The sequence below is a fragment of the Mesorhizobium sp. WSM3859 genome (assembly GCF_002295065.1).
Lineage (GTDB): Bacteria > Pseudomonadota > Alphaproteobacteria > Rhizobiales > Rhizobiaceae > Mesorhizobium.
The window spans coordinates 625,345-650,053 of the sequence record NZ_NSGG01000001.1; the positions used below are offsets into that span (position 1 = coordinate 625,345).

Sequence of the window (24,709 nt, forward strand, 5' to 3'; positions counted from 1 at the left end):
CGCAACCGGACGCTAGCCTGCTTCACCGGAACGCCCGAGGAGGAATGAAATGAGCCAGGCCGCCGCGACGCCAGCCGAATCCTTCCCATTTCTCTCCGATCGCCATCTCGACCCGCACGCCTATCCGGACGGCGTCGCCTTCCTCGACGGGCAGTATCTGCCGATGTCGCAGGCCAAGATCTCGGTGCTGGATTGGGGCTTTCTGCATTCGGACGCCACCTACGACACGGTCCATGTCTGGGACGGCCGCTTCTTCCGCCTCGACCTGCATCTCGACCGGTTCTTCGGCGGGCTGGAGAAGCTGCGCATGACGATCCCGTTCGATCGCGATGGCGTTGCGGAGATTCTCCACAATTGCGTCGCGCTCTCCGGCCACCGCGCGGCTTACGTCGAGATGCTGTGCACGCGCGGCGCCTCGCCGACCTTCAGCCGCGACCCGCGCCAGGCGATCAACCGCTTCATGGCTTTCGCTGTTCCCTTCGGCTCGGTCGCCAATGCCGAACAGCTGCGGCAGGGCCTGCATGTTGCGATCAGCGACAAGGTGCGCATCCCGCCGGCCTCGATCGATCCTTCGATCAAGAACTACCACTGGCTCGATCTCGTGCGCGGCCTTTACGATGCCTATGACCGTGGCGCCGACACCGCGCTGATCCTCGACTTCAACGGCAATGTCGCCGAAGGCCCGGGATTCAACGTCTTCAGCGTCAAGGACGGCAAATTATCGACGCCGGCCGTCGGCGTGTTGCCCGGCATCACGCGCCGCACCGTCTTCGACCTGTGCGCCGAAATCGGTCTCGCCGTAACAGCTGAAGCGGTCGGCGTCGCCGCTCTCAAAGGCGCCGACGAGGTCTTCATCACCTCGACCGCCGGCGGCATCATGTCGGTCACCACGATCGACGGCGCGCCTGTCGCCGGCGGCAAGGTCGGTCCGATCACCGAGCGGCTGATGGCGCTGTACTGGAAAAGGCATGAGGACCCGGCCTGGTCGAGCGCGGTGCGCTATCCCTGACGTGCCCGCCAAATAAATCCGGCGGCGCCTCTGGAAAATCGCCGAAAGCGCCGTACATGCAGCAAGCGGAGTAACCTCCGCTTATATCCGGAATACATCGCCCCTAAGGCAATCCCAGGAAAAGCGCATAGCCGTTTTCCGTCCGGAATTGCGCAAAACAAACACTTGGAGTGCCCGCGATCCTGAGAGGCGCTGCACCGCTCCAAGGGCAAGGATCACAGATCATGACTGATAAGGTTTGGTTCATCACCGGATCGTCGAAGGGCTTTGGCCGCGTCTGGGCCGAGGCAGCGCTCGCCCGCGGCGATCGCGTCGCCGCCACCGCCCGCGACGCCGGCACGCTCGCCGATCTCGTCGAGAAATATGGCGACAGGATCGCGGCCATAAAACTCGATGTCACTGACAAGCAAGCCGTCGATGCCGCGGTCGCCGAGGCGCACAAGCGGTTCGGCCGGCTCGACGTTGTCATCAACAATGCCGGCTACGGCCATTTCGGCGCCATCGAGGAAGTCACCGAGCAGGAAGCGCGCGACCAGATTGAGACCAACGTCTTCGGCGCGCTTTGGGTGACGCAGGCGGCGCTGCCCATCATGCGGGCGCAGCGCTCCGGCCACATCATCCAGATCTCGTCGATCGGCGGCGTCAACGCGTTCGCCTCGCTCGGCCTCTACCACGCCTCGAAATGGGCGTTGGAAGCCTTCAGCCAGTCACTCAGCCTCGAGGTCGCGCAGTTCGGTATTCACGTGACCCTGGTCGAGCCGGGCGGTTTCTCCACCGACTGGGCCGGACCTTCGGCGAAGGTCTCGAAGCCGATCGACGCCTATGCGCCGGCACGCGCGGCCATGGCCGAGCGTCGCAGCCGAGCCGTGGCGGGCGACCCCGAAGCGACCGGCCCGGCGATGCTCGCCATCGTCGACGCTGCCGAGCCACCGCTCAGGGTCTTCTTCGGCGACGCCGGCCTGCCGATGATCAAGCAGGAATACGCCAATCGCATCGCCACCTGGGAAAAGTGGGATGATGTTTCGGTGATGGCGCAGGGCGCCAACAAGAACCGCAAGGCGGCCTGACCCCAAAACACTGGGCCATGTCGCCTTACGCGGCATGGCCCTCCCGTCAGCGATAGATCCACTGCTCCGGCACCCGCACGGAAATCTCTTCGCCGGCTCTTATCACGCCCGGCTTTTCCACCCAGGCGACAAGGCCGCGCAGCCGTTTCGCCTCCTTGGGAAAGAGCAGTGCGGTGGCATCGATATCCACGGCGCCGACATGCTCGGCAATCGACCGTCCGGCAAAGCGGCAGGGCTTGTTCTGGCCGTCGATTTTGAGCGTCACGCCGCCCTTGAAGAACATCAGCGAGCCGGCCGGCAGCATCGACAGATGCGGCACGCCTTCGACCATCAGATTGGCGCCGATCCATTCCGGCCTGATCTCATCAAGGCCCATGCGCTGCGCGACAATGTCGAGCTCATCGGCGGCAACGAGCGACAATTGCCGCTCATTGCGCATCTCGGTGCCGCGCGCATACCAGGGCTCGCGCCCGCCGGAACGCCGCGTCGTCCCGCCATGGAAGTCGCCCTCGATGCCGTCGAAGCCAAGCTGCAATTCCTCGACCGCCCGCGTCTCGAAATGATCATGCGGAGCGGCATAGAGCGCGGCTGCCCTTGCCGTCAGCTTGCGGCCGGGCACGATTTCCACCACCGGTTCCGCCACGGGAAAAAGTTCGAGGTTCGTTTCCTGCATGCCGCTGGTCTAAAGGTGCCGAAGAATGCGGTCCAGTCGAAAGCGCTGATGAACCGATCACGCCGCTTGATGGCGATCACGATCTTCTTACCGCAAATCGCTTTCGCCAACCTCTGCGAACCGCAATGCTGCCGCGCCGGCGGCATAGACGACTGCGCGCGCAATCGGGAAGGCTCGATCATGCAGGTTGGACAAGCTGTTGCCGCCCTTTGGCTGTTTTGGCTGATATCGTGGCTTCTTGCCGCGTCCTGGGCCGATCCCCCGCAAAAGCGAGCCGATCGCAAGTCGGAGGCGCGCTATCGTGTCCTTTGGCTGGCCGGCACGGTGCTGCTGTTCGTGCCGGCGCACGGCTATGCCGGCCGGCTGCGGCTCTGGACGCCGACGCTCGCCGAGGCCTGGATCTGCGTTTCTCTGATCGCGCTCGGCATCGCCTTCGCCTGGTGGGCGCGTCTGCATCTTGGCCGGCTGTGGTCGGCCAACGTCACCGCCAAGGCCGATCATCGCGTGATCGATACCGGCCCCTATAGCCTCGTCCGCCACCCGATCTACACCGGCCTGCTGCTGTCGATCCTCGCCACCATGGCCGTCAAGGGCACGGTCTGGGGCGTCGCCGGCGCCGCGCTGCTGCTCGTCGGCGTCGTCGTCAAGGCGAGGCTGGAAGAAAGCTTCCTGCGCGGCGAACTCGGCCCGGCCTATGACGACTATGCCAGGCGCGTGCCGATGCTGGTACCCTTCGCGCCGGCTTAAAGGCAGCTACAGCATTCTCAGCAACGCGCCGCCGATCGAATAGCCGGCGCCGAAGGCGCAGATCAGACCGAAATCGCCGGCCTTCATGTCGGCATGGTTCTCCGACAATGCCACGATCGCGCCGGCGCCGGCGGTGTTGCCGAGCCGCTCCAGCACCATCGGCGCGCGGTCATGGTCGACATCGTGGCCGAAGGACAATTTCAGGATCATCGCATTCATGCGCGCATTGGCCTGATGCAGCCAGAAGCGGCGGATGCCGTCCGGCGTCAGCCCGTGCTCGGCCAGGAACTCGACGATAAATTTCTGGCCGGCGACGGTGACTTCCTTGAACACCTTGTTGCCGACCTGCTTGATGAGATTGCCTTCCAGGTTGATCATGTAGGGATCGTCCTGGGCGGTGCGCGTGTGATAGCCGAGATTGGTGCGGATGTTGTTCGACATCTGCGTCCAGGTGCGCGTGTCGAGCACCTCGAAACGCCCCGGCCGCTTTTCGCCCTGCGCCAACCCCTCGACGACCATGGCGACCGAGGCATCGCCGAAGATGAAATGCGTCTGCCGGTCGCGGAAGTTGAGATGGCCGGTGATGATTTCCGGCGTCGACACCAGGATGCGCTTGTGCGCCCCTGCCCTCACCAGGTTGACGGCGACATGCAGCGCGGCCGCCGCTGAAGAGCAGCCCAGCCCCATATCGAAGCCGGCGCCCTTGGTCCCCAAGGCCTCCTGCATCTCGATGGCGATGGCCGGATAGGGCCGCTGATGATGCGAGGCCGAGCAGATGACCAGATCGATGTCCGAACCGTCGACGCCCGCATGGGCAAGCGCTTTCCTGGCCGAGGCGATGCCGAACTCCGCCTCCAATGACAGCGCGTCGTCCGGCCGCGCCGGAATGCGCGGTGACATGCGGGTCGGATCGAGGATGCCCTCGCGCTCGATGACATGGCGGCTCTTCACGCCCGAGGCATGCACGATGAAGTCGCTATCCGACTTCTGCAAAAGCGGCTCGCCAGTGTCGGCGCGGCGCGCATTCTCGATGTCGACCCAGCTGTTGAAGCTTGCGACCAGCTCTTCATTGGTGATGACGGGTTCAGGGATTTCGGCGCCGATGCCGCTGATGATGACGCGATGCATGTCCAATCCGTCTAGAGCAATTCCAGGAAAGGTGGGAACCGGTTTTCCGTTCGGAATTGCGTTGAACAAATGGCCCCGGGCGTGACGGGCTCTGATGTGGGCGCGGAAATGGCCCGGTGCAACCCTTGTCGCATTTGGCCGGTTTATGCCAGCTTAAATCGACAACCCTTGCTGGCATCGCGGCGAAACGCGCATTGCCGGAATTTGCTCACGCTCGCTTGGCGACGATGAATATCCGCGGAAAGCGCAGCAGCACCTTGCCGTTCGCGGTCTTCGGATAGGCCTTGGCGATCTTGGTGGTATAGCTGTCGAGAAACACCTTCTTTTCATCCGCGTCGAGCGGATCGAGGAACGGCTTCAGTCCTGTCGACTTGACCCATTCGACGATCGCTTCGGCATCGGCCAGCGGATGGTTGTAGATGGTGTGCCAGATATCGAGCCGGTCGGCGAGCGGCGACAGAAGATCGTAGTAGAAGGACACCGGCGGCAGCGGCCCGCGCGCGGCGCCCTCGAGCTTGGCCGCGAACGGCACTTCCACTGCTGTCTCGCGCATCAGCTGGTGCGAGGCTTCGCCGAGATTGTCCGGCATCTGGACGGCCAAAGCGCCGCCCGGCGCCAGAAGCCCCATCAGCCGCTGGAACACCGCCGGATGCTCCGGCAGCCACTGGAAGACGGCGTTGGCGAAGATGACGTCGACGGGATGCTCGGGCTGCCATCCGGCAGCATCCGCCAGCTCGAAATTGACATTGGGCAGCCGTGCCCGCGCCTTCTCGATCATGTCGGGCGAGGTGTCGAAGCCGCTGACCTGGGCGTCCGGCCAGCGCTCGACCAGAAGCTCCGTCGAGTTGCCTGGACCGCAGCCGATATCGACGACGCGGCGCGGAAAATCGACCGGCACCTGCGCCACGAGATCGCGCGCGGGCCGCGTGCGCTCATCTTCGAACTTCAGATATTGGGCGGCGGACCAGTCAGCCATGTTAGAACCTTCGCTCTGTTGCCGCCCTCGGACCGATGCTACCGCGTCAGCCGCTTGTGCGTCATGCGGTGCGGGGTGGCCGCTTCGGCGCCCAGGCGCCGCAGCTTGTCCTTCTCATATTCCTCGAAATTGCCTTCGAACCATTCGACATGCGCGTCGCCCTCGAAGGCCAGCATGTGGGTCGCCATGCGGTCGAGGAACATGCGATCGTGGCTGATGATGACGGCGCAGCCGGCATAGGCTTCCAGCGCGTCTTCCAGCGCGGCCAGTGTTTCGGTGTCGAGGTCGTTGGTCGGTTCGTCGAGCAGCAGAACATTGCCGCCGCCCTTCAGCATCTTGGCCAGGTGGACGCGGTTGCGCTGGCCGCCCGACAGGTTGCCGACCTTCTGCTGCTGGTCGCCGCCGCGGAAATTGAAGGACGAGCAGTAGGCGCGGCTGTTGACCTCGTGCTTGCCGAGCTTGATCACCTCGGCGCCGCCCGAAATCTCTTCCCACACCGTCTTGTTCGGATCGAGCGCGTCGCGGCTCTGGTCGACATAGCCGAGCTTGACCGTCTCGCCGATGCGGATCGAGCCGGAGTCCGGCTTTTCCTGGCCGGTGAAGGTCTTGAACAGCGTCGTCTTGCCGGCGCCGTTCGGGCCGATGACGCCGACAATGCCGCCCGGCGGCAGCCGGAACGACAGGTTCTCGATCAAGAGCTCGTCGCCAAAACCCTTGTTGAGGCCTTCGACCTCGATGACGACATTGCCGAGGCGCTCGCTCGCCGGGATGACGATCTGCGTGTCGGTCGGCTTGCGGTTCTGAGACTGCTCGACCAATTCCTCATAGGCCTTGATGCGCGCCTTCGACTTGGTCTGGCGTGCCTTCGGCGAGGATTGGATCCACTCGCGCTCGCGCCAGATCGACTTCTGGCGGGCGTCGTCCTCGCGGCCTTCCTGGATCAGGCGCTTGGCCTTGGCGTCGAGATATTTGGTGTAGTTGCCCTCGTAGGGGATGCCGCGGCCACGGTCGAGCTCAAGGATCCAGCCGGTGACGTTGTCGAGGAAGTAGCGATCGTGGGTGATGATCAGCACCGAGCCCGGATAGTCGCGCAGATGCTTTTCCAGCCACTGCGTGGTCTCGGCGTCGAGATGGTTGGTCGGTTCGTCGAGCAGCAACAGGTCAGGCTGTTCGAGCAGCAGCCGGCACAGCGCCACGCGGCGGCGCTCACCGCCCGACAGGTTGGTCACCTCGGAATCCGGCGGCGGGCACTGCAGCGCGTCCATCGCCATCTCGACCTGCTGTTCGAGATCCCACAGATTGAGGCGGTCCATCTCGTCCTGGAGCTTGGCCGACTCGTCGGCCGTCTCGTCGGAATAGTTCATCATCAGCTCGTTGTAGCGCTCGATGATGGCGGTCTTCCTGGCGACGCCGTCCATGACGTTTTCACGCACGGTCTTGTTGTTGTCGAGCTGAGGCTCCTGCGCGAGGTAGCCTACGGTGGCGCCCTCGGCCAGCCACGCCTCGCCCTGGAACTCCTTGTCGAGCCCGGCCATGATGCGCAGGATCGTCGACTTGCCCGAGCCGTTGGGGCCAAGGATGCCGATCTTGGCGTCCGGATAGAAGGACAGGTGAACGTTATCGAGCACCTTCTTGGTGCCATAGGCCTTCGACAGGCCTGACATGTGATAGATGAACTGGCGAGCCACGCGCGCTTTCCCTGGAAACTAGTGTCAAGGTGAATGGGGGTTGGGCGCTATGTAGGCGATGAAGCGCCGAACGGCAATCGCTTTCGGCACGCCGGCGGCCAAACGGGTCGCATTCTGCGGTTTGCGCCGCCAGTTCGTCGGTCCAGGTCCGTCAACAGCTTTTCGCTACTCCGCGATCGTGCGAAAGAAGCGGTTAACCATTCGCCTTCAAAACGACGCTAGGTTGGGAAATCGCGACCAATCCGCGATTTCGGGCAAGAACGGCCGACCAAAGAACTCCCGTCACTGGAAACCGATCGCGTCGACCGTGCCTTTCGGACAACCGGCCTTGCCTGTCGGCGCGGACGCCATCAAGAGATCGGCGAGCTTGCTGTCAGGGCCGATCGGGCCTGACAGGCCGAGCGTGATCTCGCCGATCAGGCGCCGGCCGCTCGACGGGTCGACCAGGCAGGAGACGCGCACGCGGTCCCCGGCGCCGGCGCCGAAGGCCGCGTTGAAGGCGCTGCGGATCTCGTCCGAGGTCAGTTGCTTGCCGATGTTCTTGGTGAAGAGATCGCGCACCGCCGAGGCGTTCACCGCCCGCATCAAGTTGAGGGCGTCGGAGAAATACTCCTGCTGGCTTTTGCCGTAGCAGGTGCCGTGCTTGATCCATTCATGCCGCTCCAGCTTGGAGGCGGTGCCCGGCATCACCTGGTCGAGCTCGGCGCGCGTGTTGGCATCGAGCTTTACCGGCGGCAAATCTCCCCAATGCGCCGGATTGTCATTGGCCTTGTCGGCCGCCGGCACCTGGCAATAGAAATTGCCGTTGGGCTGCGGCCACAGCCCATGCAGCGTAAAATGCGAGGCATCGAACTCAGTCGGGTTCTGCGCCTTGCATTCGGGCTTGCTCGCCTTGGTCTCGCAGAAGGCCGGCTGCCAGCTCAGCGCAAAGACATATTCGGGTTTTCCGGAGGCCGACGGCTTCGCCTGACCGCCAGGCGCCGGGGTCGTCGCCGCGCTGCCGCCGCTGACATGGCCGCAGCTGATCTTCACCCAGCGCCGCTCGGGGTCGGCGCCCGGCACCTGGATGAGGTAGTGGGTGGGCTCGTCCTTGTTGCCGGCAAGAAGCTCGTAGCTCTTGCCCGTCTCGGTCGAGATATTGCCGGGGTTCTTGCCGCTCTTGATGGCCTGCGTCGCCGGACAGGCGCTGTCTGCCACGAAAGTTCCGCTCATCTTGACGTCGGCATTAGCCGCGCCGGCGCCGGCCAGAGCCAGCACCATCGAACCCCACAATACCCAAACCCGCATCCCGCTCTCCCGGCGATCATTGAACCGTATTGGATTCGTCACACTAGAACAGGCGACGTGTCAGAATTGCGATCTTTTTCATCGTGCGAAAGAACAATCCCCAGCTGAGCACGCTCTCATCGGCGTGCTCGCAAGCGCGCTCGTCCACTTGACGTCCGTGGCGCCCTCGCCCAACAGTCGCCGAGGGAGCGAGATATGCCATTTGACAAGCAAACCAGGCTGGCCTCACCGACCGGGGCCGAGCTCAACCTTTATGTGAAGCAAGCGGCGAAGCCACGCGCGGTGGTCCAGATCAACCACGGCCTGGCCGAGCATGCGGCGCGCTATGCCCGTTTCGCCGATTACCTCGCGCCGCGCGGCTTCCACGTCTATGCCCATGACCACCGTGGCCATGGCGCGACGAAGGCGCCCGACGCGCCGCTCGGCAAGTTCGCCGACAGCGACGGCATCGCCAAGGTGATCGCCGATGTCGACGCCGTGCACGACCTGATCGCGGCCGAGCACCCGGGCTTGCCGGTGATCGTTTTTGGACATTCGCTCGGCGCCTCGATAGCGCTCAACTTCGTGCTGCGCCATTCGCCACGCGTCCATGCCGCCGCGATCTGGAACGGAAATTTCTCGCAAGGGCTTCTCGGCCATTTGGCGCTGCTCATCCTGGGCTGGGAACGGATGCGGCTGGGCTCCGACGTACCGTCGCGGCTTCTGCCGAAGCTCACCTTCCAGGCCTGGGGCAAGGCAGTGCCCAACCACCGCACCTTGTTCGACTGGCTCTCGCGCGATCCGGTCGAGGTCGACAAATATGTCGCCGACCCGCTCTGCGGCTGGGACGCCTCCATCTCGATGTGGCGCGACGTGGTCAACATGGCGCAGCACGCCGGCAAGGATTCGAGCTTTGCTGGCGTCCGGCGCGACCTCTTCGTCAACCTTGTCGGCGGAGAGAAGGATCCGGCGTCGGACTACGGCAAGGCCGTCCATCATCTCGCAAAGCGCATGCAGGCGATGGGCTTTTCGAATCTGGTTTCAAAGGTTTACCCGGAAACCCGCCATGAAAGCCTGAACGAGATCAACCGCGACGCCGTAATGAACGATTTTGCCGCCTGGGCGGACAGCGTGCTGAAATCCTGACGCGGTGGCCTATCGCATGGGTCGTGACACGGGCCGCCCCGATTGCTAGAGGCTGCGCTTTGTTTAACCACGGTGATCCATGGCCGAACCCCCGCTGAAAGGCATCCGCGTTATCGAACTTGCCCGCATCCTGGCCGGCCCCTGGGCCGGGCAATTGCTGGCCGACCTCGGCGCCGATGTCATCAAGGTCGAAAGCCCGGACGGCGGCGACGACACCCGCAAATGGGGTCCGCCTTTTGTCATGAGCCATGACGGCGAGAACCTTTCGGCCGCCTATTACCATTCCTGCAACCGCGGCAAGCGCTCCATAGCCATCGACTTCTCCAAGCCCGAGGGCGCCGAGACGCTGCGCAAGCTGGTCGCCACCGCCGACGTGCTGATCGAGAACTTCAAGCTCGGCGGCCTGAAGAAATACGGCCTCGACTATGAAAGCCTGAAGGCGATCAACCCGCGTCTCGTCTATTGCTCGATCACCGGCTTCGGCCAGGACGGTCCTTACGCGCCCCGCGCCGGCTACGATTTCATCATCCAGGCCATGGCCGGCATGATGTCGATCACCGGCGAGCCCGGCCGCGAGCCGCAGAAGGCCGGCGTGGCCATCTCCGATCTCTTCACCGGCCTCTATTCGGTGATCGCCATCCAGGCGGCCTTGCGCCATGCGGAAAAGACCGGCGACGGCCAGTACATCGACATGGCGCTCTACGACAGCCAGATCTCGGCGCTCGGCAATCAGAACCTCAACTATCTGGTCTCCGGCAAGTCGCCGGTGCAGATGGGCAATGCCCATATGAACATCGCGCCTTACGAGGTGCTGCCGGTGCGCGACGGCCACATCATCCTTGCGGTCGGCAATGACGGCCAGTTCGGCAAGTTCTGCGCCGCGGTCGGCTTGACCGACCTACCCACCAACCCGGATTTCGCCACCAACCCGGCCCGTGTCGCCAATCGCGCGAGACTGCGCGAGACGATCATAGCGAAGCTGGCTACATTCGACCGCGATCCGCTGCTGGCGAAGCTGGAAGCCGCCGGCGTGCCGGCAAGCCCGATCAACACGATCGGCCAGATGTTCGCCGACCCGCAGACCATCGCGCGCGGGATGCGCCTCGACCTCGACGACGGCCATGGCAACCGCCTGCCCTCGGTGCGCGCACCGATGGTGATGTCGGGCACGCCGCTCGTCTATGAGCGCCCCTCGCCGCGCCTTGGTGAGCACACGCAAGAAATCCTTGCCGAACTGGAGAGAACAGAATGAAGACCGGCGGACAACTGATCGTCGAGGCGCTCGAAGCGAACGGCACCGACCGCATCTTCTGCGTTCCGGGCGAATCCTATCTCGCGGTGCTCGACGCGCTGCATGACTCTTCGATCCGCACCATCGTCTGCCGCCAGGAGGGGGGCGCCGCGATGATGGCCGACTGCCAGGGCCGGCTGACCGGCAAGCCCGGCATCTGCTTCGTCACCCGCGGCCCCGGCGCCACCAACGCCTCGGCCGGCGTCCATATCGCCATGCAGGATTCGGTGCCGATGATCCTGTTCATCGGCCAGGTCGCTAGCCACGCCAAGGAACGCGAGGCTTTTCAAGAGGTCGACTACAAGCGCTTCTTCGGCGACATCGCCAAATGGGTAGTCGAGATCGACGATGCCGCACGCATCCCGGAATTCGTCACCCGCGCCTTCGCGGTGGCGACGTCAGGACGCCCCGGCCCGGTGGTCATCTCGCTGCCGGAGGACATGCTGACCAGCGAGGTCGAGGCTCCGGCAGCGCTGCCGCACACGCCCGTCGAGACGCGTCCCGGCGAAGCTGAGCTCGACGCGCTGCAAATGCTGCTCGCCAACGCCAAGCGGCCGTTCGTCATCCTCGGCGGCACGCGCTGGAACGAGGAGGCAGTGGCGCATATGCGCACCATCGCCGAGACGTGGTCGCTGCCCGTTGGCTGCTCCTTCCGCCGCCAGATGCTGTTCGACCATCTCCATCCCAACTACGCCGGCGATGTCGGCATCGGCATCAATCCAAAGCTCGCAGAGCGGATCAAGCAGGCCGACGTGGTGCTTCTGATCGGCGGCCGCCTGGGCGAGATGCCGTCTTCCGACTACACGCTGCTGAAAAGCCCTTACCCCGACCAGGCGCTGGTGCATGTCCATGCCGATGCCGGCGAGCTCGGCCGCGTCTACCGGCCGACGCTGGCCATCAATGCCTCGCCCGCCGCCTTCGTCGAGGCCTTCGCCAAACGCAAGCCCGCCGCTAGCCCTTCCTGGGCTGCCGAGGCGGAAAAGGCGCACGCCGCCTATCTGGAATGGTCGACGCCGCCGCAGACCGGCCCCGGGGCCGTCCAGATGGGTCCGATCATCGAACATCTGGGCAAGGTCCTGCCGGAGGACGCCATTCTCACCAACGGCGCCGGCAACTACGCCACCTGGGTGCATCGCTTCTACCGCAGCCGCCGCTTCGGCACACAAGCCGCACCGACGTCCGGCTCGATGGGCTACGGTACGCCGGCTGCCGTTGCCGCCAAATCATTGTTCCCGGATCGCACCGTGATTGCCTTCGCCGGCGACGGCTGCTTCCTGATGAACGGTCAGGAGTTCGCGACGGCTGTTCAATACGACCTGCCGATCATCGTCATCGTCGTCAACAACGGCATTTACGGCACCATCCGCATGCATCAGGAGCGGGAGTATCCGAGCCGCGTCGTCGCCACCGAGCTGAAGAATCCGGACTTTGCAGCACTTGCCCGTGCCTATGGCGGCCATGGCGAGACAGTCGAAAAGACCGCCGACTTCGCGCCGGCTTTCGAACGCGCGCTGGCCAGCGGCAAGCCGGCGATCGTCGAGATCAAGCTCGATCCCGAAGCGATCACGCCGACCCGCACGCTGACGCAGATCCGCAACAAGAGCTGAGTGCCTACAAGGCCTAGGCAGAGTTCCTTCGCGCCCCCCTCTGTCCTGCCGGACATCTCCCCCACTTGGGGGGAGATCGGCAGTTCCATCGCCCCGCCACTTTTGAAACGCCGGTGATTGGCGAAAGCCGACGTGACATCTGATCTCCCCCCTTGTGGGGGAGATGTCCGGCAGGACAGAGGGGGGCGCTGTCCCGCCAGCCTTCAAAGTTCAATGCAATTCGCCGTGCTACATCGCCTTCTCGATCTGGCCGCGGATCTCGCCGTCCTTGTTCTTGGCTGTGTGGATGTTGACGTAATATTTGCCGGCCTCCAGATCGGATGCCTGCGCGTCGGTCAGCGTCGCCGATCCCTTGATCGGGCTCTTCAGCTTCTTGAACGGGATGACGGGGTCCGCATTCGCGCCCTTATCCGCCGGGCCGTGGATGTGAGCGGCCACGGCAGGCCCGCTGAGACCGGAATATTTGACGTTCCAGCTCAGCTTCTTGGTTGTCGTATCGAAGGTGAGAGTGGCGGTTCCCTTGCCCTTGGTGGTCACGGGCGGGCTCTGCTGGCTGCCGTCGAGCGTCGCCGTGAACTTCATCGTCTCGGCCATAGCCGGCGATGCGAGAAGGAAGGCGGTCGAAACGGCCAAAGCCGAAAGCATCGGCACGGATAGGATGCGCATGAAGAACCTCCGTTGATTGCAGCATCCTGCGCAGCTCCCCGGCGCGCGGATGCGTCAATCAACGGTTGGGCGGCCCGATGTATCCCGGCACACGATTATTTTACCGCGGCCAAGAAAAAGGGGCGGTCGCCCGCCCCTTTCAATGTCGGTTGTAGAGACCCAAGCTTATTTGATCGCCTTGTCGGTGATCGCGGTCGTGTAGGCGCCGCTCGCCTCCTTGCTGATGATCTTCTGGTCGAGCAGCGCCTTGGCGGTGCGCTCGTAAGCGGCCGGGATCAGCTTGCCGTCGGCGTTGTCGACCAGCTTGGCCACTTCCTTCATCATGAACTTCTGGTGGTTCTCGTCCTGGCCGCCGGCGTCGACGACGATTTCGGCCGCCTCGTCGGTGTTCTCCGTGGCATATTTCCAGCCCTTCATCGAGGCGCGCACGAAGCGAACCATCTTGTCCTCGAAGGCCGGATCCTTGAGCTTGTCCTCGAGCGTGTAGAGCCCGTCTTCCAACAGGTCGTTGCCCATGGCCGAGTAGTTGAAGACGATCAGGTCTTCCGGCTTGTAGCCGGCATCCAGCACCTGACCGTATTCGTTGTAGGTCATGACCGAGATGCAGTCGGCCTGCTTCTGGATCAGCGGCTGCACGTCAAAGCTCTGCTTGAGCACGGTGACGCCATCCGGGCCGCCATCGGTCTTGAGACCGATCTTGTTCATCCAGGCGTAGAAGGGATATTCGTTGCCGAAGAACCAGACGCCGAGCGTATGACCCTTGAAGTCGGCTTCGGTCTTGATCGGCCCGGCCTTGGGGCAGACCAGTTCCATGCCGGCCTTCTTGAACGGCTGGGCGATGTTGACGAGCCCCACGCCCTTGTCGCGGGCCGCCAGCGCGCCACCCATCCAGTCGACGATGACGTCGGCGCCGCCGCCGGCGATCACCTGCTCGGGCGCGATGTCCGGGCCGCCCGGCTTGATTTCGACGTCGAGGCCTTCGGCTTCATAAAAACCCTTGGCCTTGGCGACATAGTAGCCGGCGAACTGGGCCTGCGTGACCCATTTCAATTGCAGTGTCACCTTGTCGGCGGCCATCGCCTGGAAGGCGGCCAGCGACATGGCGCCGGCCAAGGCGGAAATCAGCAGTCTTTTCATGTTTTTACCCTCTGGAGTTAGTGCCCAAACCCACCGCCCCTATCCACCTCGGACAGAGGGATGCCAAAACGTGACGGCTCTCTCGATGAGAGCAACCACGCCATAAAAGACCGAACCCGCCAGTGCTGCAACTGCGATTTCGGCCCACACCATGTCGATGTTCATCCGCCCGACTTCCGTCGAGATGCGGAATCCCATGCCCACGACAGGCGTGCCGAAGAACTCGGCGACGATGGCGCCGATCAGGGCCAGCGTCGAGTTGATCTTCAGCGCATTGAAGATGAAAGGCATTGCCGCCGGCAGCCTGAGCTTGAGCAGCGTCGGCCAGTAACCCGAGGCATAGGTGCGCATCAGGTCGCGTTCCATATGCCCGGAGGCGGCTAGGCCCGCGACAGTGTTCACCAGCATCGGGAAGAAGGTCATGATGATGACGACCGCGGCCTTGGACGGCCAGTCGAAGCCGAACCACATGACCATAATCGGTGCTACGCCGATGATCGGCAGCGCGGAAACCATGTTGCCGATCGGCAGCAGCCCGCGCCTGAGGAACGGCACGCGGTCGGCGAGGATGGCGACGACGAAGCCGGCGAGATTGCCGACGAGATAGCCGATGAGCACCGCCTTGAAGATCGTCTGCCGCACATCCGAGCCCAGGATCGGCAGCGAGTTGGCGATGCGCGCGCCGATGGCGCTGGGCGGCGGCAAGAGGATGAAGGGAATGCCGGCGCCGCGCGTCACCGCTTCCCAGATGATCAGGATCCAGGCGCCGAAGATCGCCGGGATGATCAGCCGCAGCGCGTTCCTTACGACGCTTTGGCCCGGACGCAATGAGGAGAGCAAGGCCACGCAGCGCCAGGCAAGCAGCCAGGCCGCGGTAAGCAGCAGGAAATACGGAGCAAGCGCGGTGCCCTCAAAACCGGCGATACCCTTGATCAGCAGCCAGGCTGCGGCATGGGCGCCTACGAACAGCACGATCGCCTCAGCGATCGGGGTGAGCTTCACGATCGAGACAAGCGCCGCGATCAGCAGCAGCCCGATGATCAGGCCTTTTGCGCCCATATAGGGATAGGCAATTATTGCCGTCGGCTGCGCCAGAGCCGTGGCCTCCGGTTTCGACATCACGCCAAGCGCCAAGGCGGCCAGGCAAAGAAGGATGGCAAGCGCTGCCTGCCAGGATGGCTTCAGCCAGGTCATGCCGGCCTCCCGCCCATGGCGCGGTCGACGAGGCGTCCGGCAATGCCCACCACCATCACCAGCAGCGCCGCGACGATGGAGCCTGCCACCAGCGCCGACCAGATATCGATGGTCTGGCTGTAATAGGCGCCGGCGAGCAGCTTGGCGCCGATGCCAGCGACCGCGCCCGTCGGCAGTTCGCCGACGATGGCGCCGACCAGGCTTGCCGCCACAGCCACCTTCATCGAGGTGAACAGGAACGGCACCGAGGCCGGCACGCGCAGTTTCCAGAAGGTCTGCGAGGCGCTGGCGTTATAGGTGTGCATGAGATCGAGATGCATGAGCTCGGGCGAGCGCAGGCCTTTCACCATGCCGACGGCAACGGGGAAGAACGACAGGTAGGTCGAGATGAGCGCCTTCGGGATCAGTCCGGTGATCCCGATCGCCGCCAGCACCACGATGATCATCGGCGCCACCGCCAGGATCGGAATGGTCTGCGAGGCGATGATCCACGGCATCAGGCTGCGGTCGAGCGTCGACACATGCACGATGCCCACTGCGATGACGATGCCGAGTGCGGTGCCGAAGGCGAAACCGAGCAGCGTCGAGGACAGCGTCACCCAGGCGTTGTAGACGAGGCTGCGGTTCGAGGTGACAGACCGCAGAAAAGTGTTTTCGAAGAAATTCACCGCCACCTGGTGCGGCGCCGGCAGGGTCGGCTTCGGCTGCGACAGCGTCTTGCCGATGAACTCGACCGTGCCGGGCGTCTCATTGCCTCGTTGATCGAGATCGCGCTGGAACGGCGCGTTGAGGATCACGGTAAAGACGTACCAGAGCACGACCACGCCGGCGAGGATGGTGGTGACGGGGATGATTTTGGAACGGAAGCTATCCATGGCGTTGCCCTCGCGGGCCGCGCGCCTTCGTCATCCTAGGGCGGAGCAAGGAGCGAAGCGACGCAGCGCAGACCCTAGGATCCATGCCGTTACCTCGACGCTCCGCAGCGGTGCAGAATATGACTGGCTGCGCTGCGCCCTGGCTGTTACGCATTCTGGACCGCTTACGCCCTTCAACCAGCGTCACGAAATGGATCCTAGGGTCTGCGCTCCGCTTCGCGTCGCTCCGCCCTAGGATGACGAAATCGCGGTCGCCGGTTGCCTTCACGCGCGCGTTGGCGCCTCTGCTCCGCCCTAGGATGACGAAGGCGCGGGGGGCCGTCCCCTCACCCGGCCGCTGCGCGGCCACCCTCTCCCCGGTGGGGAGAGGAGGGCGCATATTCTCATCCGCCTCAATCATCATAGCTGTGCCCGGCCCTCAACCCATCCCGCACGCGCGCGGCGATCGCCAAAAACTCCGGCGTCTCGCGGATGTCGAGCGGCCGCTCCTTCGGCAGCGTCGATTCGATGATGTCGGTGACGCGGCCCGGCCGTGGCGACATCACCACGATGCGGGTCGACAGATACACCGCCTCGGGGATCGAATGGGTGACGAAGCAGATCGTCTTGTTGGTCCGCGCCCAGAGGTCGAGGAGCTGTTCGTTGAGATGGTCGCGCACGATCTCGTCCAGCGCGCCGAACGGCTCGTCCATCAACAAAAGGTCCGCGTCGAAGGCGAGCGCGCGAGCGATCGACGCGCGCTGCTGCATGCCGCCGGAAAGCTGCCAGGGATATTTCTTCTCGAAGCCCGAGAGATTGACAAGTTCCAGCGTGCGCTTGATGCGCTTCGCCTGCTCGGCCTGGCTGAGCCCGATGATCTCCAGCGGCAATCCCACATTGCGCTCGATGGTGCGCCACGGGAACAAGGCGGCCGCCTGGAAGACATAGCCGTAAGCGCGCTTCTCGCGCGCCTGCTCGGGCGTCATGCCGTTGACGGAGATTGTCCCGGATGTCGCTCTTTCCAGATCGGCAATGACGCGCAGCAAGGTCGTCTTGCCGCAGCCGGACGGGCCGATGAAGGAGACGAATTCGCCCTTGCCGATGGTCAGGTCGACATTGGACAGCGCCTGCACCGGACCGTCATTGGTCTGGAAGGTGAGGCCGAGCTTGCTTGCCGAAACGACGGCTGGCGGCTGTTCGGTCATTGGCTGCAGCCTGCCTTTCGCAGCCGCTGCCGCGCCGTCCGCAATCCGGTTGATTTTATGATAGCGTTGCTTTCCACTCGTCCTGTCCCACCCGATCGACGCCGCCCGGAGCCTTGCCGATGTCGCCTAAACCCACCTGTCATCTCGTTCGACCCGAAAGCACCTATCAGGGCAAGCAGGGGCTGAGCTATTTCGCCGGCATCGCCGCCGAGACCGTCGGCTCCTCCGGCATCTGCATGCATCTTCTCACCATGCCGCCCGGCGCGCGCGCCAAGGCGCATATGCATGAAAGCCACGAGACGGCCATCTACGTGCTCTCGGGCGAAGTCCACACCTGGTACGGCGACCGGCTCGAGCACCACATCGTCGTCAAGGCCGGCGACCTCTTCTACATTCCGGCCGGGGTGCCGCATCTGCCCGCCAATCTGAGCGGGGCGCCGTCCTCGGCGGTCATCGCCCGCACCGATCCCAACGAACAGGAAAGCGTCGTCCTGCTGCCGGAACTGGATGGGCTGGTTGCCTGAGATGGAGGAAAAGCCTCTCGCCGTCATTTGCACCGGGAGACTTCGCCCATCACATTGCCGTCTTCGTCGGCCACCACCAGCTTCTTGGCACTCTTCGCGCTGCGCTTGATGGTGAACTTGGTCGGCGCCTGTCCCTCTTCGCCCTCCGCCTCGCATTTCGCCGTCACCACCAGCGATCCGTCGGCCTGGGGCTGCTTGTCGCTGAAGGTGCAGGCGCTGGCCGCCGTGATCAGTTCCTTGTCGGTCAAAAGCAGCATCTTGTCGGCGGCGACCTCCTGGCCGTTCCGGTTGATGCAGCCATATTTGTCGCCATAAGGTTTTGAGAGATCGATGCCGGCGGCCCATGCATGGCCGGCCGAAAGCACAAAGGCTACGCCTAAAAATAGTCCACCGCACCGCATCTCAGACCCCCGTCGCCGGAATGCCGGTACGCTCCACCTTGCGTGGCGCGGAGATCTCCTTCCAGGTCGACAGCGCCCGGTTGACCGCGGCGTTCGGCTCACGGGCGACGAACTCGCCATGCCCGGCCTTGGCCTTGACGTCCGCTTCCTCGATCGACAATTCGCCGCGCGAGAAGACGAATCGCGGCAGCCCGGTCACCTCGAAACCTTCGAAGACATTGTAGTCGATCACCGACTGCTGCTTCTTGGCCGAGATTGTCTTCTTGCGCTTCGGGTCCCACACGATGATGTCGGCGTCGGCGCCTTCGACGATCGCGCCCTTCTTCGGATACATGTTGAGGATCTTGGCGATGTTGGTCGAGGTCACCGCGACGAACTCGTTCATCGTCAACCGCCCGGTATTGACGCCGGTCGTCCACAGGACCGGCAAGCGGTCCTCGAGCCCGCCAGTCCCGTTCGGGATCTTGGTGAAATCGCCGATGCCGTTGCGTTTCTGCTTGGTGGTGAAGGAGCAGTGGTCGGTCGCAACCACCTGCAGCGAGCCGGCCTGCAGGCCGGCCCACAGCGAATCCTGGTGCCACTTGCTGCGGAAGGGCGGGCTCATCACGCGTCGCGCCGCATGGTCCCAGTCCTTGTTGAAATACTCGGTCTCGTCGAGCGTCAGATGCTGAATCAGCGGCTCGCCGAACACCCGCATGCCCTTCTGCCGGGCGCGGCGGATAGCCTCGTGGCTCTGCTCGCACGAGACATGCACGACATAGAGCGGCACGCCGGCCATGTCGGCGATCATGATGGCCCGGTTTGTCGCCTCGCCTTCCACTTCCGGCGGACGCGAATAGGCGTGCCCCTCGGGGCCGTTGTTGCCGGCGGCCAAAAGTTTTTGCGACAGGGCGGCGACCACGTCCCCATTCTCGGCATGCACCAGCGGCAGCGCGCCGAGATCGGCGCAGCGCTGGAACGACGCATACATCTCGTCATCGTCGACCATCAGCGCGCCCTTATAGGCCATGAAGTGCTTGAATGAGGTGATGCCCCGGTCGACCACCGTCGCCATCTCGTCGAACACCTGCTTGCCCCACCAGGTGATGGCCATGTGGAAGGAATAGTCACACGACGCCTTCGAGGTCTTGTTGTCCCACATCTGCAGCGCTTCCAGCAGCGACTGCTGCGGCGCCGGCAGGCAGAAATCGACCACCATCGTCGTGCCACCGGACAGTGCCGCGCGCGTGCCGGATTCGAAATCGTCGGCCGAATAAGTGCCCATGAAGGGCATTTCGAGATGGGTGTGCGGATCGATGCCGCCCGGCATGACATAGCAGCCGGTGGCGTCGAACTCATGATCGCCATGCAGGTTGGAGCCGATGGCGACGATCTTGCCGTGCTGCATCAGCACGTCGGCCTTCCACGTGCGGTCGGCCGTCACGATGGTGCCGTTGCGGATGACTTTGGTCATATCTCTCTCCCAACTATTGGTCCCGCTCGATCGCAATATCGCGATAGACCAAGGCGCCACCCGGGTTCATGTAAATTCCCCAGTCGACGTTTTCGCAGAGAAACGCCGCCGCCTTCTCGATCGTGGAAAATCGAACTGCTTTTCCGCGATTGTTCTCGCTCTTTGGAAAGCATTGATACAGACCATCGACCGGAACAGCCTCTTGCCCGGTGCTCCGCTTGACGATCTTCATTCGACGATTCCCGCCGTCTCCACCACCGCGTGGAACAAGACGTCGGCGCCAGCGCTCGCCCATTCCTTGGTGATCTCTTCGGCCTCGTTGTGGCTGAGCCCGTCGACGCAGGGGCACATCACCATCGCGGTCGGCGCGACGCGGTTGATCCAGCAGGCGTCATGGCCGGCGCCCGAGACGATGTTGCGATGCGAGTAGCCCAGCCTGTCGGCGGCGTCGCGGATCGCCTTGACGCAGTTCTTGTCGAAGGTGACCGGATCGAAATGACCGACCTGTTCGATCTCATATTTGATGTCGAGCGCATCGCAGATCGTGTCGATGCCTTCGCGGATGCGCCCGTCCATGGCGTCGAGCACTTCCTTTTCCGGCGAGCGTATGTCGATGGTGAAGACCGTGCGCCCGGCGATGATGTTGCGCGAGTTCGGATAGGCCTGCATGTGGCCGACCGCGCCGACGGCGTCGGGCTGGTAGTCCATGGCGATCTCGTGCACCAGCTCGATGACCCGCGCCATGCCGAGCCCGGCATTGCGGCGCTTCGGCATCGGCGTCGAGCCGGTATGCGCCTCCTTGCCGGTCAGCGTCACCTGCAGCCATTTCAGGCCCTGGCCGTGGGTGACGACGCCGATGTCGATGCCTTCGTCCTCCAGGATCGGTCCCTGCTCGATATGCAGTTCGAAGAAAGCGTGGATCTTGCGGTCGCCGACCTTCTCGGTGCCCTTCCAGCCGATGCGTTCGAGCTCCTCGCCGAACTTTTTGCCGTCCTTGTCGACATGCTGGTAGACATCGGCCTGGTCGAGCACGCCGGCAAAGACGCCGGAGGCCATCATCGCCGGCGCGAAGCGCGCGCCTTCCTCGTTGGTCCAGTTGGTGACGACGATCGGATGCCTGGTCTTGATGCCGAGATCGTTGAGCGAGCGCACGACTTCCAACCCGCCCAGCACGCCGAGGACGCCGTCATATTTGCCGCCGGTCGGCTGCGTGTCGAGATGGCTGCCGACATAGACGGGCGGCAGGCTGGGATCGGTGCTTTCGCGGCGGGCGAACATCGTGCCCATCTCGTCGACGCCCATTTCGAGCCCGGCGGCATCGCACCAGCGCTTGAACAGATGGCGGCCCTCGCCATCCTCGTCGGTCACGGTCTGGCGATTGTTGCCGCCGGCGATGCCGGGGCCAATCTTCGCCATCTCCATGATGGAATCCCACAAGCGGTCTGAATTGATTCGCAGATTTTCGCCCGGCGCGGCCATTTGCAGTTCCCATTTGCACCAGAGGTCTTGTCGCCTCTTGAGTGGTTTGCATCCTGACCGTATGGTCAGCTTTCAGACTACACAAGCTGACCAAGCGGTCAACGAGAATCTTGGGGAAGACATGGCCGAAACCACCCGCCCCATGCGCAGACAGGACATAAGGCGGGAGAATGAAAAAGCCATTCTGCTCGCCGCCGAAAAGGTGTTCGCGGAAGCCGGGTTCGGCGGCGCCACGATGCAGCTGATCGCCGATCTGGCGGGACTGCCGAAGGCAAACCTCCACTATTATTTCGCCACCAAGGAAGAGCTTTACCGATCCGTCGTCCAGAACATTTTCGAGATCTGGCTGCAGGCGGCCAATTGCTTCGACGCCGCGCGCGGCCCGGTGGACGGCATCAGCGCCTATATCGACGCCAAGATGGAGATATCGCGCCGCCACCCGGACGGTTCGAAAGTCTGGGCGTCGGAAGTGATGCACGGTGCGCCGGTGCTTCAGGACTATATGGAATCGACCCTGCGCGAATGGACCGACGGCCGCGTCGAGATCATCAGGCGCTGGATCGACGAGGGCAAGATGGACCCGGTCGACCCGCGGCATCTGCTCTACATGCTCTGGGCCACGACCCAGCATTACGCCGATTTCGGCCACCAGATCGAGACGCTGAACGGCGGCAAGTCGCTCTCCGACCGGCAATGGCGAGAAGCCAAGGAGAACATCAAACGGGTGATCCTGACCGGCATCGGCGCCCAGCCTGCCTGAATCGCACCACTGTCGAGGTCGGCGCTTCTTAGCCGACCTCGCCCAGCCGCTTCGCGGACACCCCCCTGAACGGGAAGGATGTCCGCACCGGCCAATCAGTCGATCGACCTCAGAACATCGCGCACATGGTCGATCAGCTCGTTGATCTGGCCCTTGGTGATGATCAGCGGCGGCGACAGCGCGATGATGTCGCCGGTGGTGCGGATAAGCGCGCCGCGCTCGAAGGCCTTGACGAAGGCCGAGAACGCCCGCTTGGTCGGGCTGCCGGCGATCGGCGCCAGCTCGATCGCGCCAATCAGGCCGATGTTGCGGATGTCGATGACATGCGGCTCGCCCTTGAGCGAATGCAGCGCGTCTTCCCAGTACGGCGCCAGTTCCTCGCCGCGCGTCAACAGGCCCTCTTCCTTGTAGGTGTCCAGAGTGCCGAGCGCCGCGGCGCAGGCGATCGGATTGCCCGAATAGGTGTAGCCGTGGAAGAACTCGATCATGTGCTCGGGGCCGGTCATGAAGGCGTCGTGGATCTCCTTCTTGACGAACACCGCGCCCATCGGGATGACGCCGTTGGAGACGCCCTTGGCGGTGGTCATGATATCCGGCGTGACACCGAAATAGTCCGCCGCGAAAGGCGCGCCGAGGCGGCCGAAGCCGGTGATCACTTCATCGAAAATCAACAATATGCCGTGCTTCGTGCAGATTTCCCGAAGTTTTTGCAGATAGCCCTTCGGCGGCAGGATGACGCCGGTGGAGCCGGCGACCGGCTCGACGATGACGGCCGCGATGGTCGAGGCGTCATGCAGCGTGACGAGACGCTCGAGCTCGTTGGCGAGTTCCGCGCCATGTTCCGGCACGCCCTTCGAGAAGGCGTTCTTCTCGGGCAGATGCGTGTGCGGCAGGTGGTCGACGCCGCCGAGCAGCGTGCCAAACATCTTGCGGTTGGTGACGATGCCGCCGACCGAGATGCCGCCGAAATTGACGCCGTGATAGCCGCGCTCGCGGCCGATCAGCCGGGTGCGCGAGCCTTCGCCTTTCACGCGGTGATAGGCGATCGCCATCTTGAGCGCGGTCTCCACCGATTCCGATCCGGAATTGGTGAAGAAGACATGGTCCATGCCCTTGGGCGCGATATCGACCAGGCGGTTCGCCAACTCGAACACGATCGGGTGGCCCATCTGGAAGGCCGGCGCGTAATCCAGTTCGGCCGCCTGGTTCTGGATCGCCTCGGTGATCTTCGGCCGGCAATGGCCGGCGTTGACGCACCACAGGCCGGCCGTGCCGTCGAGCACCTTGCGGCCGTCGCTGGTCGTGTAGTGCATGTCCTTGGCGGACACGAACATGCGTGGCGCCTGCTTGAACTGACGGTTTGCCGTGAACGGCATCCAGAATGCGCTGAGATCGTTCGGCGTGACTTTCAGCCGGTTGGACATAGCCAAGACTTCCCCTTGTAACCTGTTTCGGTGCGGCCAACGCTTGGTCTTTGCTGCGTTTTCGTGCTACGCAAATTTTTGACCGGTTGGACAAACGTTAGCGCCGCCAGTCGGCGGTCAGGGGATTACTAGCGGAAATGCGGCATAAAAAGCGCGCTCCACAGCCCAAGGAAAAACTGGTCCAGACAATTGGTCCAGATGGCCAGCGCGGCGGGCCGCAAGGATGACGGACACGATGGAAGGCTCCGCTCCCCGCCGCACCCGCATCCAGCAGGAAAAGCGCGAAGTGATCCTCGAAGCCGCGCTCGAAGTCTTCTCCGCAAACGGCTTTCGCGGCTCGACCATCGACCAGATCGCCGAAGCCGCCGGCATGTCGAAGCCGAACCTTCTCTATTACTTCCGCCGCAAGGAAGACATTCACGAGACGTTGATGCAGCGCCTGCTCGACACCTGGCTGGCGCCTTTGCGCGAGCTGGACGACATCGGCGACCCGCTGACGGAGCTAAGAAGCTATATCCGCAGGAAGCTGGAGATGGCGCGCGACTTCCCGCGCGAAAGCCGGCTCTTCGCCAATGAGATCCTGCAGGGCGCGCCCCGCATCAAGCCGATGCTGGAGGGCGAGCTGAAGACCCTGGTCGACGAGAAAGCCGCCGTCATCAAGGGCTGGATGCGCGCCGGCAAGATCGCCCGCACCGATCCCTGGCATCTGATCTTCTCGATCTGGGCGACGACGCAGCACTATGCCGATTTCGACGTCCAGGTGCGCGCCGTGCTCGGCGCCGACCGCGGCGGCGACGGCCGCTTCGAGGACGCGGCAAGGTTCCTCGAGCAGCTGTTTCTGGATGGGTTGAAGCCGAAGGGATAGCGTCGACAAGATGGCTTAGCGGGTGCGACCCCGCTCGTCATCTGGTTGTTGCCAACCTTGGAGACTGGCCGAGGCGCCTATCACTTCGTCATCCACGGGCGGAGCGGGAGCGAAGCGGACGCGGAGACCCGAGGATCCATTCCGTTACC

At 63.7% G+C, this 24,709-nt stretch carries 24 protein-coding genes; 9 read left to right on the forward strand and 15 right to left on the reverse strand.

The genetic code is table 11. The features are described 5' to 3' along the window. Positions 1-49 precede the first annotated feature (49 nt). Positions 50-1,009: a D-amino acid aminotransferase gene (locus CK230_RS03000; protein WP_095815678.1), complete on the forward strand. Its 960-nt coding sequence runs from the start codon at positions 50-52 to the stop codon at positions 1,007-1,009. Positions 1,010-1,233: 224 nt separating this feature from the next. Next, on the forward strand, positions 1,234-2,076 hold the full coding sequence (locus tag CK230_RS03005; RefSeq protein ID WP_095815679.1) for an SDR family oxidoreductase: 843 nt from the start codon (positions 1,234-1,236) through the stop codon (positions 2,074-2,076). A gap of 46 nt (positions 2,077-2,122) precedes the next feature. Here CK230_RS03005 and CK230_RS03010 read toward each other — a convergent pair whose 3' ends face one another. Further along, positions 2,123-2,749, reverse strand: a complete 627-nt coding sequence (locus tag CK230_RS03010; protein WP_095815680.1) for an MOSC domain-containing protein — start codon at positions 2,747-2,749, stop codon at positions 2,123-2,125. 48 nt (positions 2,750-2,797) lie between these two features. Here CK230_RS03010 and CK230_RS03015 point away from each other — a divergent pair, with 48 nt between their 5' ends. After that, positions 2,798-3,496: an isoprenylcysteine carboxylmethyltransferase family protein gene (locus CK230_RS03015; RefSeq protein ID WP_245429797.1), complete on the forward strand. Its 699-nt coding sequence runs from the start codon at positions 2,798-2,800 to the stop codon at positions 3,494-3,496. Positions 3,497-3,502: 6 nt separating this feature from the next. Here the strand turns inward: CK230_RS03015 and CK230_RS03020 are convergent, their stop codons facing one another. The 4 genes from CK230_RS03020 to CK230_RS03035 form a co-directional block, all read right to left on the reverse strand. After that, on the reverse strand, positions 3,503-4,624 hold the full coding sequence (locus tag CK230_RS03020) for a beta-ketoacyl-ACP synthase III (RefSeq protein WP_095815681.1): 1,122 nt from the start codon (positions 4,622-4,624) through the stop codon (positions 3,503-3,505). 208 nt (positions 4,625-4,832) lie between these two features. Continuing rightward, the gene (gene tam, locus CK230_RS03025; protein WP_095815682.1) at positions 4,833-5,600 is read right to left on the reverse strand and encodes a trans-aconitate 2-methyltransferase; all 768 of its coding nucleotides are present in this window, start codon (positions 5,598-5,600) and stop codon (positions 4,833-4,835) included. Between the two features lie 38 nt (positions 5,601-5,638). After that, on the reverse strand, positions 5,639-7,288 hold the full coding sequence (ettA, locus tag CK230_RS03030) for an energy-dependent translational throttle protein EttA (protein ID WP_095815683.1): 1,650 nt from the start codon (positions 7,286-7,288) through the stop codon (positions 5,639-5,641). 282 nt (positions 7,289-7,570) lie between these two features. Next, the gene (locus CK230_RS03035; protein ID WP_095815684.1) at positions 7,571-8,575 is read right to left on the reverse strand and encodes a ribonuclease; all 1,005 of its coding nucleotides are present in this window, start codon (positions 8,573-8,575) and stop codon (positions 7,571-7,573) included. 195 nt (positions 8,576-8,770) lie between these two features. Between CK230_RS03035 and CK230_RS03040 the strand changes: the two genes are divergently transcribed. From CK230_RS03040 to CK230_RS03050, 3 genes are all read left to right on the forward strand, one after another. Continuing rightward, complete coding sequence (locus CK230_RS03040) at positions 8,771-9,700, forward strand: alpha/beta hydrolase (protein WP_095815685.1); 930 nt, start codon at positions 8,771-8,773, stop codon at positions 9,698-9,700. Between the two features lie 79 nt (positions 9,701-9,779). Then, the gene (locus tag CK230_RS03045) at positions 9,780-10,952 is read left to right on the forward strand and encodes a CaiB/BaiF CoA-transferase family protein (RefSeq protein WP_095815686.1); all 1,173 of its coding nucleotides are present in this window, start codon (positions 9,780-9,782) and stop codon (positions 10,950-10,952) included. Next, positions 10,949-12,598, forward strand: a complete 1,650-nt coding sequence (locus CK230_RS03050; RefSeq protein ID WP_095815687.1) for a thiamine pyrophosphate-binding protein — start codon at positions 10,949-10,951, stop codon at positions 12,596-12,598. Before CK230_RS03045 ends, CK230_RS03050 begins: the two co-directional genes overlap by 4 nt. Before the next feature lie 228 nt (positions 12,599-12,826). Here CK230_RS03050 and CK230_RS03060 read toward each other — a convergent pair whose 3' ends face one another. The 5 genes from CK230_RS03060 to CK230_RS03085 form a co-directional block, all read right to left on the reverse strand. Beyond that, positions 12,827-13,264: a CHRD domain-containing protein gene (locus CK230_RS03060; RefSeq protein WP_095815688.1), complete on the reverse strand. Its 438-nt coding sequence runs from the start codon at positions 13,262-13,264 to the stop codon at positions 12,827-12,829. Between the two features lie 165 nt (positions 13,265-13,429). Further along, the gene (locus tag CK230_RS03065; protein WP_095815689.1) at positions 13,430-14,401 is read right to left on the reverse strand and encodes an ABC transporter substrate-binding protein; all 972 of its coding nucleotides are present in this window, start codon (positions 14,399-14,401) and stop codon (positions 13,430-13,432) included. A 39-nt stretch (positions 14,402-14,440) separates the two neighbouring features. Further along, on the reverse strand, positions 14,441-15,595 hold the full coding sequence (locus CK230_RS03070) for an ABC transporter permease (protein ID WP_095815690.1): 1,155 nt from the start codon (positions 15,593-15,595) through the stop codon (positions 14,441-14,443). Then, entirely contained in the window at positions 15,592-16,470 is an 879-nt protein-coding gene (locus CK230_RS03075; protein WP_095815691.1) for an ABC transporter permease, read from the reverse strand. The genes CK230_RS03070 and CK230_RS03075 overlap by 4 nt, the downstream gene beginning before the upstream one ends. Before the next feature lie 392 nt (positions 16,471-16,862). After that, positions 16,863-17,654: an ABC transporter ATP-binding protein gene (locus CK230_RS03085; RefSeq protein ID WP_095815693.1), complete on the reverse strand. Its 792-nt coding sequence runs from the start codon at positions 17,652-17,654 to the stop codon at positions 16,863-16,865. A gap of 113 nt (positions 17,655-17,767) precedes the next feature. Here CK230_RS03085 and CK230_RS03090 point away from each other — a divergent pair, with 113 nt between their 5' ends. Further along, the gene (locus CK230_RS03090; protein ID WP_176479989.1) at positions 17,768-18,178 is read left to right on the forward strand and encodes a cupin domain-containing protein; all 411 of its coding nucleotides are present in this window, start codon (positions 17,768-17,770) and stop codon (positions 18,176-18,178) included. 23 nt (positions 18,179-18,201) lie between these two features. Here the strand turns inward: CK230_RS03090 and CK230_RS03095 are convergent, their stop codons facing one another. The 4 genes from CK230_RS03095 to CK230_RS03110 are packed head-to-tail and all read right to left on the reverse strand — an operon-like array spanning position 18,202 to position 21,511. Continuing rightward, positions 18,202-18,543 (reverse strand): hypothetical protein, encoded by a 342-nt coding sequence (locus tag CK230_RS03095; RefSeq protein ID WP_245429798.1) that lies wholly within the window; start codon positions 18,541-18,543, stop codon positions 18,202-18,204. Positions 18,544-18,580: 37 nt separating this feature from the next. Then, positions 18,581-20,032, reverse strand: coding sequence for a dihydropyrimidinase (gene hydA, locus CK230_RS03100; protein WP_095815696.1), 1,452 nt, complete (start codon positions 20,030-20,032; stop codon positions 18,581-18,583). Between the two features lie 13 nt (positions 20,033-20,045). Next, positions 20,046-20,264, reverse strand: coding sequence for a hypothetical protein (locus CK230_RS03105; protein WP_095815697.1), 219 nt, complete (start codon positions 20,262-20,264; stop codon positions 20,046-20,048). Continuing rightward, positions 20,261-21,511, reverse strand: coding sequence for a Zn-dependent hydrolase (locus CK230_RS03110; protein WP_095815698.1), 1,251 nt, complete (start codon positions 21,509-21,511; stop codon positions 20,261-20,263). Before CK230_RS03110 ends, CK230_RS03105 begins: the two co-directional genes overlap by 4 nt. A 121-nt stretch (positions 21,512-21,632) precedes the next feature. Here CK230_RS03110 and CK230_RS03115 point away from each other — a divergent pair, with 121 nt between their 5' ends. Further along, positions 21,633-22,271 carry a TetR/AcrR family transcriptional regulator gene (locus CK230_RS03115; protein ID WP_095815699.1) on the forward strand — a complete coding sequence of 213 codons (639 nt, stop codon included), beginning with the start codon at positions 21,633-21,635 and terminating at the stop codon, positions 22,269-22,271. Between the two features lie 95 nt (positions 22,272-22,366). Here CK230_RS03115 and CK230_RS03120 read toward each other — a convergent pair whose 3' ends face one another. Then, positions 22,367-23,695 carry an aspartate aminotransferase family protein gene (locus tag CK230_RS03120; protein ID WP_095815700.1) on the reverse strand — a complete coding sequence of 443 codons (1,329 nt, stop codon included), beginning with the start codon at positions 23,693-23,695 and terminating at the stop codon, positions 22,367-22,369. Between the two features lie 235 nt (positions 23,696-23,930). Here CK230_RS03120 and CK230_RS03125 point away from each other — a divergent pair, with 235 nt between their 5' ends. Next, on the forward strand, positions 23,931-24,560 hold the full coding sequence (locus tag CK230_RS03125) for a TetR family transcriptional regulator C-terminal domain-containing protein (RefSeq protein ID WP_095815851.1): 630 nt from the start codon (positions 23,931-23,933) through the stop codon (positions 24,558-24,560). Positions 24,561-24,709: the final 149 nt, after the last annotated feature.